Source organism: Brevibacterium sp. Mu109 (assembly GCF_900169375.1).
In the GTDB taxonomy this organism is placed as follows: Bacteria; Actinomycetota; Actinomycetes; order Actinomycetales; family Brevibacteriaceae; genus Brevibacterium; species Brevibacterium yomogidense_A.
This window is the reverse complement of the sequence record NZ_FXZF01000016.1, coordinates 1-14,798: the sequence shown is the minus strand read 5'-3', so window position 1 is coordinate 14,798 and position 14,798 is coordinate 1. Positions and strand designations below refer to the sequence as shown.

The following is a 14,798-nucleotide window of genomic DNA, read 5'->3' as shown; positions in this document are numbered from 1 at the left end:
AACCGGGCTCGGATCCTGGCTGCGGCTCGGGAGGCGTTCGCAAGCGGAGGCGTGGACGTGCCACTCGATACGATCGCGGAACGAGCCGGTGTCGGCCCCGGCACGCTGCACCGTCACTTTGCGTCCAAGGCGGCCCTGGTGACCACAGTCATCGCCGATCGCCTCGACCGTCTGACCGACAGGGCGGGTGGACCTGATGCTCTCGATCACGATCGCCACGTTGCGCAGCCGCACCGGAGGTTTCATCGACGCATTCGTCGAATTGTTCTACGCGGCCGCGCTGGTCGTCGCTTGCGGTCTGCTTCTGGAGACCTACCTAAATAAAACCGCCGGAAACACCGTTACTGAAACAGACCCACTTCCGGCCACAGGGATTCGGACTACAGACGCCACGAGCGATCCTCGCGGTCAACGTCACCATCGGCGACACCGACGCCGACGGACACCATCTGGTGAACTCGGCCAAGGGCTTCTACGCCCGACTCGGACGCACCGGAGCTTCAGCGACCGTGCCGTCCGCCGCCGACGGCGCCGCGGAGCTGAACGAGGCACAGAGGCAGGAGCCGACCACGATCGTGGACGGCCAATGGCCCCGATTCGTTGCCGGCGGTCCCGAACAGGTGCGTGCCACGCTCGAGCAGATGCTCGACGAAAGTGGCGCCGACGAGCTGATGGTCCAGGACATGATCGCCGACCCCGCCGACCGCCGCCACTCCCACAAGCTGCTCGCTGGAGCCTTCGGCCTCACGCCGCGCCACACTTGATCCGGCTGGGTGATCGAGGGTTTGACGTCAGCGGCTGCCGGATCGCGCATCAAGGACTCTACGCTTGAGCATGCTCGCCGCTGGAGGCGTACGGGCGGTTCCGTGGTGTGAATGATGCCCAGTATGGCCGAGAGCAGGGAGGGTCGTGAGGCCGTTGCCGTCCCCGGCGGGCACATGAGTAGGCCACCCCGAACTCTGCCCGCCGAGTCCGCTTGAGCTCAAGCCTGAAACTACTAGGCTGCATGGCTCGTCATCTGTTGGCCGGACCACGGTCCGCATGGTGGCGTACGGCTTGACGCACATGTGGCAGATTTCGCCTCCGTGGGCTGGGCCTGCGGGCGATGCGTCTCGCATAGCGATATGGCCTCAAGGGCGACGAATACCGAAGTAGTCTCGTTGAAGAGTCAACTGGACACCTAATTGGTGTTCTCGCAGGCAAAGAGACTAGGTACATACAAGTGAATGCTGAGCATGCTCTCGATATCGCACTGCTGGTCTTGCGTGTAGGGATCGGTTTGACACTGTTCGCCCACGGCGCCCAGAAGTTGTTCGGTTGGTTTGGTGGCGCAGGACTCGCGGCCACCGGACAGGGTTTCGACGGCATGGGGTTCCGTCCAGGTAGGGCCAATGCCTTGTGCGCCGGGCTCGGTGAAGCCGGCGGCGGTTTATTGCTTGCCTTGGGCCTGTTCACTCCGATTGGCGGTGCTGCGGCCGCTGCGACGATGCTGGTCGCGGTTTCGACGCATGTTCCCGCTGGGTTTTTCAACGGCAAGGGTGGCCTGGAGTTCCCCATGACATTAGGCATCGTTGCTGTCGCGTTGGTGATCAGCGGGCCTGGACAGTACTCGCTCGATAACACAATGGACTATCCGCTCGGTGACCCGTGGGTCGGAATCGTCGCCCTGATCGTCGGTGCCGTCCTCGCTCTGGGGCTGATCGTGCGGCGCCGCGCATTCACCAAGACAACCGACTCCTGACGTTAGCTCGCACCTCCCTGCGGCACCGATCGACCCGATCAGATTCTGTCTGACGAACTGGTCCTGAGGGCGTCGAGACAGCGCGCCTCCACCTTCCCGTGCAGCCAGCCCCCTGCTGAAGCAGGGGGCGATCGTTAACTCGGTAAAGACGCGCTGAGGCGTACGATCAGTCGTCCGAGCGAATGGGCGTAGTTCGTGTGTCCACCGGTGGCAGTCAGGTGCAGTCGTGGGGGTTCAGCCACTTGAGTGCGGGTGGCTGGGCGTAGGCGGGACGACTGCAACCCCGCTGCCGCTGCCGTGATCGTTCTGGATACCACTGTCGTCTCCGAGGTGATGCGGCCGCAGCCGGAGGTCGGCGTGCTGTCCTGGCTGAACAGCCAAGGGGCCGAGACTCTCTTCCTCTCGAGTGTGACGCTAGCTGAACTGCTCTTTGGCCTCGGGGCACTACCCGAAGGAGCACGTAAAGACCGGCTCGCACTGGCGCTCGACCGACTGCTTGCCCTGTTCCCAGGATGAATCATCGCGTTCGATCAGGACGCGGCACGCCGATTCGCCGAGATGGCAGTGGCAGCCCGAGCCGCCGGACGCCCGCTGTCGACCACAGACGGCTACATCGCCGCGACGGCAGCCGCATGCGGGTTCGCAGTCGCCACCAGGAACATCACCGACTTCCAAGACACCGGTGTTGACCTCATCAACCCATGGCAGAAGTGTTGAGCCACATCAAGGACTCATCAGATCCTGGTCTTGATCTACCGCGATCACGAGTTGGAAAGGTATGAAGGCCACAGGAATGGGGGCGACCCACCAATGAGCCGCCCAACCACCGATCAGCAACGCGACCGTGACCCCACCGACCAGCATGATCCAACGGATCTGTTCGCGCTGCCGATTCGTTCCGCCGCGGGAGCGCAGCACCAGACACGTGACGGCCCGCACCAAGCAGGCGCCGATGACAAGAAACGAATGATTCCGATCGCAGTCGGCGTGGGGCTTGATCCCTGCACGATCTTGCCACCCACCTGGGCCCGAGCCCCAGTGCCTGAAGACCATTCCGGCCGTGGTCGACAGGAATCACCCGGGCCCCGTAGGTTGATGCCGAACGCGAATTAGCGACGTCGACACCCGATCGGGTAAGACCAGACTGGAGGCACAGGCACTCCCGGACCTGGGCGACCTACGGTCCTGGTCACGATCGTCGAACTGGTGTCGGTATCCGGATCACGGGCCGATGTGGCTTGGCCGATGGCCCCCGGCCTGGAGCACACCCGTGCGATGGCACGGGAGCTGTACGCCTGCAGTAGCTCAGCATCACCGGCGGGCACCTCGTCCTGGACACCGGAGGGAGTCGATGGGTGGCGTATCAGGAGCGACGCCGCCTGTATCGGCTAGCACCGATCAGGGTCGCACCGGCGAGGAGCAACAACAAGCCGCTGAAGAACGTGCCCGTGTCATTGAAGCCCGTATCGGGCAGGATCGCGCCATCTGTGTCCGTGGAACCTGGGCGGGTGCTGCCGGAGGTTACCCGAAGGCTCAGTTTTGTGCTGACCATTGTGTCATTGGCGTCAGTGAGTGTGATCGTGAACTGGCGCATTTCTACAGCGGTGGGGGTGCCGCTGATGATTCCGGTGGTTTGGTCCAGGCTCAACCCTGTGGGCAGTGAACCGTCACTGATGGTCCACGTATAGCCCGGGTGGCCTCCGTTGGCCGTCATGGTGGTCGTGTACTTGGTTCCGACGTGGCCGTCGGGGAGGCTGGTGGTTGTGATTGTAGGTAGGTCTGTGACCCAGCCGGCGTACAGTTCCAAGTCACCGCTGATGCTGTTGGTGAAGTCCCATGCGGTGGCACCGTCAGCGGTGGTGTACCAACCAGTAAACGCGTAGCCGACACGGACCGGATCGTCGGGCTTGGACACCGGCGAACCGGAATCGACAGGTACAGGCCCGACGGGAGTGCCGCCCTGGCTGTGGAAGGTCACGGTGTAGGAGGCGAAGGCCCACTGGGCATACAGTCTTTGACCCGCAGCAGCAGTCGTGTCGCTGGTGTTGATTGCGGCGCCGCCGGAAGCGGCGTCGAACCAGCCCGCGAGGGTGTGCCCAGATCGTGTCGGCCACGAGGTGATCGTGCGCTGCAACGCCCCAACGGCATGTCCGATGGTGTCACTGTAGGCGATCGCCTCAGATGAATCGCCGGTATTGGCATCAAAGTGCACCTGGGTCGTGGTGCCGGCCCAAGGCGCGCCGGACGAACTTCCTGCACCGCCGTCGCCACCTGCACCGCCGTCGCCACCAGCGACATCGCCGTGGCCACCGGTACCACCGTCACCGCCGGGACCGCCACCCATGTTGGACACCGACAGGCTCGCATCTGCCGCGAACACGACAGTGCCGTGGTTGGTGATCGCGGTTCCTGTGGCTCCGCCCGTTCCACCTGAGCCTCCGTCGCCGCCACTAGCACTGGTGTCGGTGCCGCCATTACCCCCATTGCCGCCCGCGCCACCATCAGCGCCTGTCACCTTGAGGTGAAGAGAACTGTTGGTCAAAGCGAGGGTGCCATGGTTGAGGATACCGATTCCACCGGCTCCTCCTTGGCCTCCCCTACCGCCGGTACCACCACTGCCCGATCCGCTGGGACCTGTAAGGCTGCCATTGCCGCCACTACCCCCATCGCCTCCGATACCGCCGAGCGAGCTCACCTCGAGCGTTCCGCCGGTAATGGTCAAAATCCCGTTGTTAGTCAGGCCAGTTCCACCTGCAACGCCGGTGACGCCGCTCGCTCCGTCGGGACCGGGGGTCCCATCAGCACTCCCGTTGCCGCCGCTACCGGCCTGACTCCCGTCGCCGCCGTCGGCGTTGAGGATCAAACGGTGACCGGCAAGATCCACGCTGAAGGCGATCCCCGAACTCAAGTTGAGGCCAGAGACGGTGATGTCGGCCCCCAAGGTGACACTGCCACCGTCAGTTGCGGTCGAGAACACCTGAAGTAGTTCAGATCCCGTCGTCACCGGGGCACCCGCAGCTGTGGCAGGCGAAGCAGGCAACAGGGCTGTCGCCGATGCCAGCATTACCGTGGCAGCAAACGCCACGACATGCCGGGGGGCCCATACACAACGACGCCACAAGACAGGCGTATGGCGGGCGTCGGAGGGAGTAGGCATCGCGGCGACCTTTACAAATTGCACTGGCTAAGAGACACAGAACGAGCCCCACGTTACCCAATGACAGCGGTCCACCAGTTTCCACGGAGTCATAGATGATGATATGAGGTCCACTACGCAACTGGCCCGCCACCATCGTCAATGAGCGCTACAGGGTCTACCGGACACGCCTGCCTCAGAGAGTTCAGATAGTGGCAGTCCTGCACATTGGTACCCGCGGGCAGATGAGTCGGGTGCTGCCGTATTTGCACCGCTCAGCACTGATCAAGCGGCCGAGGCCGGGCGCGAGTTCAAGGACTCCGGCATCGGTGAGATCGGCATGCCTGAGCAGGGTCTGGGTCAGTTCGCGGCCACCGGGACGCAGCACTCGTTTGCCGAGGCGCGAGCAGTAGTGCCCTTGCACCGACTCGTCGTCACGACCCGCGAGCGGGCAACGGCCCGCCGGCGCTCACTGGGGCGCCCCCGCTCGACTGGTGTCCAACATGAGGGCTTGGCGGCGTTGGTGGACGGTCAGGTAGCGCAGGCCCTGGTCGCTGGCGGTGAACTGGCGGCGAGAGCGGCGCGGCATCCACACCAGGGCACCGGGGGTGAGGTCGATCGTGCCGAGCTCGGTGGTCAGCTGGCCGCTGCCGGCCAGCACGTGGATGAGGACGTCGAGGTCGGGGCCGGTGTGGGCGTCGATCGCCCCGCCGGGCGGGAGCGCGATGATGTTGGAGTCCAGATCCCGTTCGCGGGCCTCGAGCTTCCAGGCCGCTCCGGTCACATCGGCGGCGGTCGTGCCGGCGGTTATCGTCGTGGTGTCGACCAGGATACGCGGCAGTGGGGTGCTGGCCAGTTTGGTGATCTTGATCCGCCAGTCGCGCATCTCGCGGTTGAGGTACTCCCAGTCGTAACTGCCGGCATGGTCGGCTTCGAACTCCTCGCGCAGATGCTGCGGATCGTGGTCGTTGACCAACACGAACGCGCCACCTGTTGGCAGGGCGTTGTAGGTGGCGAAGATCGTGGGGTGCTTGTCCGGTTTACGCATCCCACGCACATCCAACTCCTCCACGGCCTGGTCTTTTGTGGTCTCTGATGACATCGCGTGACTCTCCTGCCCTTTAGTTTCTACAAGGTTGACTCGTGTAAACTCTAGAACATGACCTACGTGATCGCGCAGCCGTGTGTGGATGTGATGGATCGTGCGTGTGTGGACGAGTGCCCGGTCGACTGCATCTACGAGGGCGGCCGCTCGCTGTATATCCAGCCCGATGAGTGCGTCGATTGCGGTGCATGTGAGCCGGTGTGTCCGGTGGAGGCAATCTTCTACGAAGACGATCTGCCGGGGGAGTGGACGCCGTACTTGGCCGACAATGCGGCGTTCTTCGCCATGGCGCTGCCCGGCCGCGACAGCGAATTGGGCTCACCTGGGGGCGCGGCCAAGCTCGGGCCCCTGGCGGCGGACACACCTTTGGTGGCGGGTCTGCCGTCCCAAGGTGACCAGGAAGGAATCGGATGACCAAACCACCACGAGCTCAGCAGTCGGCGGGACGCCGCAGCCAGGTGCTGCAACTCCTACGGAAGACGAACGAGCCGCTGGGTATCGCCGAGATCGCTGACCAGCTCGGCATTCACGCCAATACTGTTCGTTTTCACCTCGACACACTGGTCGACAACCGCCAGGTCGAACGCATGATGGGCGAGTCCGGGACACCTGGGCGTCCGCCGCAGCTGTTCCGGACGGTGCCGGGCATGGATCCGATGGGGCCTAGGCATTACCGGGTCCTCGCTGAGGCGCTCGTCGCCCTGCTGGCCAGCGACCCAGAGCCGAGTCGCAGGGCCGCTGAGGCCGGACGCCTCTGGGGGCGCCTGCAAGCATCGACTGTCACCGGTGTGGCTTCCAGAGTCGACGAGGCCGAGTCTGTCGAGGCTGGCGTGTCGGTGGACTGGCTGATCGGGATGCTCGAAGAGCTGGATTTCGCACCCGAGCAGAGCGTCACCGGCGACCGGTCTCAGATCGGGCTGCGAAACTGCCCGTTCCTCGACCTCGCAGTCGACCGCTCCGAGGTCGTGTGTCCGGTCCATCTGGGCCTGATGCAGGGCGCGATGGAATCGTGGAAGTCACCGGTCTCGGTCGAGAGGTTGGTCCCGTTTGCCGAACCAGACCTGTGCATGGTCCACCTGGGCGGAGTGGGAGCATCGTGATGGACGTCGTCTCGTTGACCACCCTCGCCGATGAGCAACTTGCCGCGGCCCGCGCCTCGTCGGCTGGTCGCAGCGCCCACACGATCCACGGCGGCCAACAACGTGCGTTGCGCCAGACCGTGCTGGCGCTGGCGGGTGGCCGGTCGCTCGGCGAGCACGAAAGCCCCGGCGAGGCCACACTGCAAGTACTGGTAGGGCGGGTTCGCCTCAGCGCGGGCGAGGACTGGGCAGAGGCCGCGGTGGGGGACTCTCTGGCCATCCCACCGGTCCGCCATGACCTGGCCGCGATCGAGGACTCCGTCGTGTTGTTGAGCGTCATCAGCACCGCACACGCATGACCCCGGCGGACAGCTCTGCACTGCCAGACCCGGTGTTGGATCCCGTGTCGGACGGGCGGCTAGTGCCAGGTGAAAACGGTGGTTCTCGGCCGGGGCCTGCCACTGCTCTCACGGCGGTCGGGATCTGCTGTGTCGTGATCGGTGGCCTGGTCGCCGCGGTCACCGAACCGCTCGACCTCGCGCACGGCAGCTGGATCGCGGCCTACTTGGTGCTCGTCGGGGGTGTGGCTCAGTGCGCCATGGGCTACGCCCGAACCCGTCGCCCGTGTCTCACCGGCTGGTGGGGCTGGGGGCAGGTCGGGGCATGGAATCTGGGCAATGTCCTGGTCATCGCTGGGACTCTGGCCAGCGAACCGCCAGTAGTCGATGTCGGCTCTGCGCTCCTGGTCGCCGCTTTGGTGATCGCCCTACAAGCCACACGACCCGCGACAGGAAGGACGGCCACAGGCTCAGTGACGTGGATCGAGTGGGTCCATCGCATTCTGTTGCTGATACTGGCGGTCAGTATCCTGGTCGGGATCCTGCTGTCGTACCTGCGACACTCCTGACCGGCACCCCAAGCCGGCTATTGCGCGGCCTCGCAAACCCAACCGTCCGGCATGCTGCCTGTCTGCAGGAAGTCGGCAAGCTCGGCGGCGGCCTCCTCGGCGAGGTCGGTTTCGGCGTGCGGGTAGACGATCGGCTCTTCCTTGCTGTTGTGCTGCTCGAGCTGGCCCAAGAGCTCGCGGCATGTCGAGGCCAGCACGTCATCGACGTCGCCAGGGTCGTTGTCGTCCATCAACTCGGTGAGTGCGTCCATCAACTGCCACAAGGTGCCGTGTTCGCGCACCATCACCAGGACCGGCATGACCAGCCCCGCCTGCCGAATCGGCGGGAACAAGAACTCCTCCTCCAGGTAGATGTGTCGTCGCAGCGCCTCGAACGCAGTCAGGATTGGCTCTAGGTTGACGACGCCGCGGTCGAGATCGGCGACGAACGCCTCGATGCCAGCATCGATATCGCGATGCTCGCGGGTCAGTGCAGCCGACAGACTCACCATCGAAGTCACTCCTCTTCACAAGTGTCGGTAGGGATCCACCATTGATCGGCGGTCGCCGCGGGGTCTCAGGTGGCAAGGAAAGCACCCAGGACCACCAAGCCAAGGCTGAGCAGGCCGAGCGCGGCACGCAGGATTCCCGCTGCCCTGGCACCGCGGCGCACTTGTTCACTCAGTTCGGTGTCGGTGGGTGATGCGAGCAGCCTGCGGCGCAAGCGGCTCATCCTCCGTGCCTGAGCCACCGCACCAGCAAAACTCACCAGCAGCAACGCTGCGACGACGACCGTCACGACGAGCAGCCCGTCCCAGTCCTGATCGCGAGCTAACACCCCGCCGGTGACCAGCGCGACGATCAGTGCCGGGAAACCGACCCAAAGATAGGAGCCGCCCAGCGAGCGGAAAAACGCGACCCGTGCGCCCGCGTCGAGCGTGGCAGTAGTCGTGCGGGCGACCACGACAATCGCGACATAGCCGCCAACCCAGACGCTGGTAGCCACGATGAACACCGCCAGCACGATCGCTTCAACGGTCTCAGACACCAGCACGCCCCTTCTCAAAGCAGGCGCAGAGCACCGGTCGTTCCCCTTCCGCACCCGTATTGGGCGTCGAACTGTTCATGGCGTCCTCTTCTGTCCACCAGTCACCGAGTGCCACGAGTTTATACAAGCTCAACTTGTGAAAACAATCGGGTCTTGATCTGCGACACCGCATCCGGGCCCTTGTCATACAGTGGAATCCCTGAGCGTGATGGAGACGAAAGCCGTAAGAGATGCAGCCGAGATCGACGAGGATCACAGTGGCCGCTATGGCCTCGGCAGCCGGGTCAGAGCGGACCGATCGAGATTCGAGTCGTATAACGTTTATTCAACGGAAACTACAGCGTAAACCGTCTTGCGAGGTCAGATCGCATCAAAATTGGCGAAGCCCAGGTGCTCGGTTGCCACGCGTTTGCGCAGGTCAGGCCACAAATCGTCAAAACTCATCAAACGGCTGCAAGAACGGCTGACATCAGGCTGTAGGCCCAGAGGTCCTTGAGATCAGCGGGGGTAGATATCCGCTCATCATCGAGGACCTCGACGTCTATCCCCAGCTACCCCGCATCTCCGGCGCGCCCACACTCAACTCTGAAGAGCCGTATTACACGGAGGAGGGAACACCAAGTTCACGGTATCTGCCTGCAGTTTTCGGACGCCTCGATGGCGAGAATTGCTTGGAGTGGGAGGACGCCGTTGCCGAGAGCACTGTTCATCTGGTTCGAGGTAAGACCGTGCGTTGGGTTCGTGACCCAGCCGGGCTCGAGCCCCATCAGCCATTCGATGAACGCGGGTGCCGGTCGTGGCCCGGTCTCATCGTTCAGGAGGGCTGGGGAGGGTGCTTCTCGTCCGGTGATGTGCTCCCATCGGGCGATGGCGTGGGCGTATCGCCCCCCAGCGTCGAAGATGTTCTCGATCTGGACGAACAGGGTCTCCGGCTCGTTCCGTTTGTTCGCTGAGCCATCCGGTCCGTGCAGTGCGAAGTCGATGATCTGATGCGACAGGGCGATCGTGCCCCGGCGTGCCCGCACCTGATCCAGCGTCTCTCCGCCCCGCGAGGAGTCCGTCGCCAGCGGCGTCCGGAACAGCGTCCTGGCGGTGGGCGAGGATGAAGACGCGGAACCGGTGGTGGGGAGCGCCGACGCGGGACGCCGGTAGGCCGACCCATCGCGCATGGAACCGCAGGTCGGCCAGATCGCCGAGAACGGCTCCGAGTGCCCGAAGAGGTCGAGCTGACTCGTCTCCCAGACCCCATCGGTCGGGTTCCAGGTTGCGAAGGGTTGCGGTTGCGCCATCCGTGGCGGTTGCGATTGCGGCGGTTGCGGGGTCGGGGTTGCGTTCATCGGGGGTTGCTCCTTGCATCTCGGGACGGACAGCGCGGGTCGAGAGCAGCCCGCGCACGTTCTCGATCACGACGAGCCGGGGTTGCAACGCCTCGATCGCTGCGGCCATGAACGACCACAGACCTGAGCGGGTGCCCGGTGCGAGACCGGCCTGTTTGCCGACCGTCGAGATGTCCTGGCACGGAAACCCGCCGCACAGCACGTCCACCGGCGGGACCTCGTCCCAGTCGATGGTGTTGATGTCGCCGAGGTTCGGCGCGGCCGGCCAGTGGTGGGAGAAGACGCGGGCGACGTTCTCGTTGAGCTCGGAGAACCAGACCGTCTCGCCGCCGGTGGCGTGCTCGACGGCGAGGTCGAGCCCGCCGTATCCCGAGAACAGCGAGCCGATCCGCGGGCGGCGAATCGAGGAGGAGGCAGTGTCGTGCATGAGGGCTCCGGCAGGTCAGTGGAACCCGGCACCAGACCCCGACCGAGGCCCGACACCAGGTCGAACACCTGCCAGGTGCACGACCCCACGACCGGCCGGCCCACCAGCCGCAGGCCGACCCGCAGCAGCCCACGCCGCGTCGTCATCCAGAACCCGAGACCGCCCCGCGCCGACCCTCCGCGCCAGCCCGATCTCCACCGCCCTCTGAGCGATCACACCTCTTGCAGATCGAGGTGCACACTTAGAGCGCACTCTAAGTTAGGATCATCACCATGGTAGATGACAGCGCCGAGAGCCAGGACCTGGAGACGATAGGGCTGACGGTCGCGGAGATGGCCGAGGTCACCGGCGTCACCGGGCATACGCTGCGCTACTACGAACGCGTCGGCCTCATCCGCCCGATCGCCCGCACCACCGGGAACCAACGCCGCTACCAGCACAGCGATGTCGAATGGGTACGGTTCCTGGTCCGGCTACGAGAGACCGGGATGCCGATCGCCCGGATGCGTGAGTACGCCGCTCTCCGCGCCCAAGGCGACTCGACACATGAAGAACAGCTGGCCCTGCTGGTCGAGCATCAACATGACGTGCGGCGGCAGATCAAGCGGCTTCGCGACCACGAACGAGCCCTGGCCGTCTGGGCCGAGAACAAGGGGCTGACGAACGCTGGCACTGCGCCGACCGACGTCTCGTAGGACCGCGACGCGCCCTCGACACTGCACCCGAGCGTCGAGGAGCTGCGCCTGATGAGGGTTGCAGCGAGCTGATCCGCAACCGCCGCGAGAGAGCACGCCGTCAGGCTCGCCAGCGCCAGATGCAACCCCTCTAAGGTGACGCACCATGACGACCGGTTGCGCTAGCGCCCGCAGGGGCTCCTGAGCTCAGGACGAACGCTGTTCCTTCGTGATCCGCAACCTCCGATACCTGCTCGGAGTCATACCGGTTGCTTGCCGGAATGCCTCCGAGGCACGGTTACGGGAGCGCCACCCAACCTGGCGGCCGGCCTGCTCGATCGTCAGATCGGTCTCCCGCAGCAGGCGAGCCATCTCCTCGACCCGCAGCATCGTCAGATACGCCAGCGGCGTCTTCCCATAGGCATCGACGAACACCCGGCCGAGCTGCTTCGTGGATAGATGCACCAACCCCGCCAGCTCGCTCAGTGTCCACGGCTCGGCGATCGCACCGCTCAACGCCTCACGCACCTCGGCCGCTTCAGCCCGCGTCGGCGCGAAGCGACGTGTCCGTGGATGCACCGGTCTGCTCCGCACTCGCTGCGATGGCGAGATGCGGTGATCGGTGACGTGGATGTGAGGGGCGATACGGTCCATGACAGCGAACCACAACGCCTGCATCCGATGAAAACGAACTCCTTCATCGCGGAGGCTGAGGATGACCAGCTCATCCAGCCACGGCATGAGCAAACCGGCGTGATGCTCGCCCAAGCGGATGATCTGCGCCGGCTCGGTGAAGGTCTCCTTGACGAACACCGGTGCGTCGAGTCGGTCGTGCAGGATGCCGGCGTGCTGCCAAAAGGCCTGGTCGATGACATAGTCGGTGTCCGCGTAGATCGTGGTGACCGTGATGTGCCCCTCGGGCTCGGACCCGCACAGAACGTTCGGCCCGAGCACGATCACATCCCCAGGCCGGACGGGCTTCTGCCCGAATTCACTGAACAGGATCGCGGTGCCGTCTCTGACGACGATGACCTTCACGCAGTCATACGCCACCGGCCCAATTGGCCGGTGCACGGTCCGGGTCCTCGCGAGCAGCACTTGATAGTTCGACAACGGGTGCTTATCCGTCACCTCTCATCACCATCATCTTTGAATGCCGTCGAGCGGGATGGTGAGTCGCAAAGATTCCTAGGCGTCTCCTGCTGGAGCTCGAGTGAGGTTCGCGAACGCGGCTGCCGCGGCGGTAAACGTGCCAGAGGAAAACTTCCTTGCTGGGGACGAGTATCGCCTCGGCCACGGCCGCTACTTACGCATCGCGTCTGAGGCTCTGCCGGTTTGCGACGAAACCCGCGGTGACCACGCATGCGGCGGAGACGGCGACCGCCGAGAGCAGCGGTGCCGCAAGATCTGCAAGACCGAGCCCAGGTGTGGCCAAGAGCGTCGTCGGTGCCCAAGCGGTGAGAGCATCAATGTTGCTCAGTAGCGGCAGCATGAGCATCAACACGGTCGCGGCGGCGATCGCGGCGGCGGTGCGCCGGGTGAGCGCCATGATGAGGTAGCCGATGCTCATTGCCATGACGAGGTAGAGCGCAGAGGCGATGCCGACGGTGACGATCAGTCCGGTCTCGATCGGCCCGAGGAACATGGTTGTGAGTCCGGCGGCGAGTAGCAGAGCCACGGTGTAGCTGGCGATGACGGCGACCCAGTCGATGGCGAGGCGGGGCACTGTGAGCCGGGCGAGGTGTCTCACGCGGGTGCGGTAGAAGATCGAGGAGCCTGGCCGGGCATCCCAGCTCAGCGAGGTGATCGCGACGGCGACGGCGAGGATGAGTCCGAGCTGCATGGCGCTCTGGTTGAACAGTGCAATCCCGTCTTCCGGCCTCGCGTCGGCGGCTTCGATGGTGAGTTGCTCGGTGCCCGCGGCGGCTGCCAGGATCTCGGGCATGTAGAGCGCGAGGCCGGGGCCGGAGAGCCCGAAGAACGCGAACACGGCGAGTAGCCCGATGAACTGGCCGGAGCGGGTGAGGCGGCGCGTCTCGACGCGGGCCGAGGCGAGGATGAGGCTCATCGGTGTTCCTGATTCTGGACGATGCGGGCGAAGGAGGCGTCGAGGTCGCGGTCGCGCAGGGTGACCTCGATGATGGGTGAGCGGAAGATGTGCAGGGCGGTCATGAGCCCGGTCGCGGCGGCCTCGAAGCTGCGGAAGCGGGCGGTACACAGCGTGTCCGTCTCGAACTCGAAGCAGGCCTCGGGGACAGCGACGGCGAGGTCTGCGGCGCTGATCTGTGCGGGTGCGCCGAGGCGGATCGTCCAGACGGGTTCGAGGCCGTCGGTGAGGATCGACGCCGTGGTGCCCTGCGTGACGACGCGCCCCTGGTCGATGACGACGATGTGATCGGCGAGTTGTTCGACCTCGCTGAGCAGGTGGCTGGAGAGCAGGATGCAGCGGTGGCGTTTCTGCTCGGTGATGATGTCGCGCACGTCGGCGCGGCCGATGGGGTCGAGCGCACTGTTGGGCTCGTCGAGGATCAGGATCTCCGGGTCGGTGACCAGTGCCGCGGCGATGCCGAGGCGTTGCAGCATGCCGCGAGAGAAGTCCGCGACACGACGATTCATCACCGGGCCGAGACCGCACGCCTCGAGTGCCCCGCGTGCGAAGCCGTCGCCGCCGGTGTCGCCGGTGCCGCGGGCGATTCGCGCCCGGCCCGTGCTCTCGCGTGAGACGGCGAGGGAGGTCTCCACGACTTCGAGGGCGGTGAGCCAGGACTCGAACTGGGGTACGTCGGGGCAGTACGCCACTCGCGCTTTCGGCGAGGTGAAGTCGACGGTGCCCGACTCGGCTTGGGCGAGGCCCGCGATGATGCTGAAGAGCACGGTCTTTCCCGCCCCGTTGGGGCCGATGACGGCGGTGACGGCTCGTTCGTCGGCGGTGAAGCCGATGCCCCGGACGCCCCCGCCGCCGGGATAGACGCGGGTGAGGTTCTTGACGGTCAGGGCAGTGGTCATCGCAGGTCCTCATCTCGGAGCTTCTGGCCTCGGGTGCGGCCGATGATGAGGTAGACGACCGCGCCGAGCGGGATCGCGAGCAGCACGATCAGCGCCCACGCCCACTTGGGGAGGTGCCGGACAGGCTTCCGTGCGATGTCGACGAGCGACCATCCGATGAGGAGGAGGGCGAGGACGAGCACGGGGATGAGCGGGATGAGCATCGCCGCATCGAAGTTCACGAGATTCACAAAAAGGGGTATCCATCTTGGTGCCGATAGGTGGATCGGTGCGGGCTGGTGGTCAGGGAGTTCGGCGCCAGGGCCTGGGAGAGGTTGCCTGGTCGAGGCTACTGGGCCTCGAGCGAGGTCCTCTTCGCC

19 protein-coding genes and 1 pseudogene are annotated in these 14,798 nt (G+C 65.0%); 10 read left to right on the top strand and 10 right to left on the bottom strand.

The features are described from left to right. Positions 1-51: 51 nt before the first annotated feature. The 5 genes from BSP109_RS18000 (at position 52) to BSP109_RS17755 (ending at position 2,458) form a co-directional block, all read left to right on the top strand. Positions 52-324 (top strand): TetR/AcrR family transcriptional regulator, encoded by a 273-nt coding sequence (locus BSP109_RS18000; protein WP_374700157.1) that lies wholly within the window; start codon positions 52-54, stop codon positions 322-324. Between the two features lie 128 nt (positions 325-452). Beyond that, on the top strand, positions 453-764 hold the full coding sequence (locus tag BSP109_RS10740; protein WP_180959702.1) for a hypothetical protein: 312 nt from the start codon (positions 453-455) through the stop codon (positions 762-764). Positions 765-1,222: 458 nt separating this feature from the next. Further along, positions 1,223-1,741 carry a DoxX family protein gene (locus tag BSP109_RS10735; RefSeq protein ID WP_180959701.1) on the top strand — a complete coding sequence of 173 codons (519 nt, stop codon included), beginning with the start codon at positions 1,223-1,225 and terminating at the stop codon, positions 1,739-1,741. Positions 1,742-2,038: 297 nt separating this feature from the next. Then, positions 2,039-2,257, top strand: coding sequence for a PIN domain-containing protein (locus tag BSP109_RS17760; protein ID WP_257944659.1), 219 nt, complete (start codon positions 2,039-2,041; stop codon positions 2,255-2,257). A 42-nt stretch (positions 2,258-2,299) separates the two neighbouring features. Further along, on the top strand, positions 2,300-2,458 hold the full coding sequence (locus BSP109_RS17755; protein ID WP_257944658.1) for a hypothetical protein: 159 nt from the start codon (positions 2,300-2,302) through the stop codon (positions 2,456-2,458). A gap of 646 nt (positions 2,459-3,104) precedes the next feature. Here BSP109_RS17755 and BSP109_RS16945 read toward each other — a convergent pair. Next, positions 3,105-4,718, bottom strand: a complete 1,614-nt coding sequence (locus BSP109_RS16945; protein ID WP_146001128.1) for an InlB B-repeat-containing protein — start codon at positions 4,716-4,718, stop codon at positions 3,105-3,107. A 628-nt stretch (positions 4,719-5,346) separates the two neighbouring features. Beyond that, positions 5,347-5,979 carry a DUF2249 domain-containing protein gene (locus BSP109_RS10710; RefSeq protein WP_101600541.1) on the bottom strand — a complete coding sequence of 211 codons (633 nt, stop codon included), beginning with the start codon at positions 5,977-5,979 and terminating at the stop codon, positions 5,347-5,349. Positions 5,980-6,036: 57 nt separating this feature from the next. Between BSP109_RS10710 and fdxA the strand changes: the two genes are divergently transcribed. The 4 genes from fdxA (at position 6,037) to BSP109_RS10690 (ending at position 7,968) form a co-directional block, all read left to right on the top strand. Then, a complete protein-coding gene (fdxA, locus tag BSP109_RS10705; RefSeq protein ID WP_101600539.1) occupies positions 6,037-6,396 on the top strand; it encodes a ferredoxin in 360 nt (119 codons plus the stop codon). Then, positions 6,393-7,082 carry a metalloregulator ArsR/SmtB family transcription factor gene (locus tag BSP109_RS10700; protein ID WP_101600538.1) on the top strand — a complete coding sequence of 230 codons (690 nt, stop codon included), beginning with the start codon at positions 6,393-6,395 and terminating at the stop codon, positions 7,080-7,082. The genes fdxA and BSP109_RS10700 overlap by 4 nt, the downstream gene beginning before the upstream one ends. Beyond that, positions 7,082-7,420 carry a LuxR family transcriptional regulator gene (locus BSP109_RS10695; RefSeq protein ID WP_101600651.1) on the top strand — a complete coding sequence of 113 codons (339 nt, stop codon included), beginning with the start codon at positions 7,082-7,084 and terminating at the stop codon, positions 7,418-7,420. Before BSP109_RS10700 ends, BSP109_RS10695 begins: the two co-directional genes overlap by 1 nt. A gap of 134 nt (positions 7,421-7,554) precedes the next feature. Beyond that, positions 7,555-7,968: a hypothetical protein gene (locus tag BSP109_RS10690; RefSeq protein ID WP_101600536.1), complete on the top strand. Its 414-nt coding sequence runs from the start codon at positions 7,555-7,557 to the stop codon at positions 7,966-7,968. A gap of 17 nt (positions 7,969-7,985) precedes the next feature. Here BSP109_RS10690 and BSP109_RS10685 read toward each other — a convergent pair whose 3' ends face one another. The 4 genes and pseudogenes from BSP109_RS10685 to BSP109_RS17745 form a co-directional block, all read right to left on the bottom strand. After that, positions 7,986-8,459, bottom strand: coding sequence for a hemerythrin domain-containing protein (locus BSP109_RS10685; protein ID WP_101600534.1), 474 nt, complete (start codon positions 8,457-8,459; stop codon positions 7,986-7,988). 65 nt (positions 8,460-8,524) lie between these two features. After that, a complete protein-coding gene (locus tag BSP109_RS10680; RefSeq protein ID WP_101600649.1) occupies positions 8,525-8,995 on the bottom strand; it encodes a hypothetical protein in 471 nt (156 codons plus the stop codon). Positions 8,996-9,618: 623 nt separating this feature from the next. Next, positions 9,619-10,284 carry a hypothetical protein gene (locus BSP109_RS17750; RefSeq protein WP_257944663.1) on the bottom strand — a complete coding sequence of 222 codons (666 nt, stop codon included), beginning with the start codon at positions 10,282-10,284 and terminating at the stop codon, positions 9,619-9,621. 142 nt (positions 10,285-10,426) lie between these two features. Next, positions 10,427-10,759 (bottom strand): annotated as a pseudogene (locus tag BSP109_RS17745) (DNA cytosine methyltransferase); the annotation flags it as partial. Between the two features lie 272 nt (positions 10,760-11,031). Here BSP109_RS17745 and BSP109_RS10670 point away from each other — a divergent pair. Next, positions 11,032-11,454: a MerR family transcriptional regulator gene (locus BSP109_RS10670; protein ID WP_101600533.1), complete on the top strand. Its 423-nt coding sequence runs from the start codon at positions 11,032-11,034 to the stop codon at positions 11,452-11,454. A gap of 186 nt (positions 11,455-11,640) precedes the next feature. On the opposite strand, the gene BSP109_RS10665 is transcribed toward BSP109_RS10670, so the two are convergent. The 4 genes from BSP109_RS10665 to BSP109_RS10650 form a co-directional block, all read right to left on the bottom strand. After that, on the bottom strand, positions 11,641-12,564 hold the full coding sequence (locus BSP109_RS10665; protein ID WP_257944657.1) for a helix-turn-helix domain-containing protein: 924 nt from the start codon (positions 12,562-12,564) through the stop codon (positions 11,641-11,643). A 175-nt stretch (positions 12,565-12,739) separates the two neighbouring features. After that, on the bottom strand, positions 12,740-13,501 hold the full coding sequence (locus BSP109_RS10660) for an ABC transporter (protein ID WP_101600531.1): 762 nt from the start codon (positions 13,499-13,501) through the stop codon (positions 12,740-12,742). Next, positions 13,498-14,439: an ABC transporter ATP-binding protein gene (locus BSP109_RS10655; RefSeq protein ID WP_101600529.1), complete on the bottom strand. Its 942-nt coding sequence runs from the start codon at positions 14,437-14,439 to the stop codon at positions 13,498-13,500. The genes BSP109_RS10660 and BSP109_RS10655 overlap by 4 nt, the downstream gene beginning before the upstream one ends. Beyond that, positions 14,436-14,669 carry a PLD nuclease N-terminal domain-containing protein gene (locus BSP109_RS10650; RefSeq protein ID WP_219618527.1) on the bottom strand — a complete coding sequence of 78 codons (234 nt, stop codon included), beginning with the start codon at positions 14,667-14,669 and terminating at the stop codon, positions 14,436-14,438. The genes BSP109_RS10655 and BSP109_RS10650 overlap by 4 nt, the downstream gene beginning before the upstream one ends. Positions 14,670-14,798 lie beyond the last annotated feature (129 nt).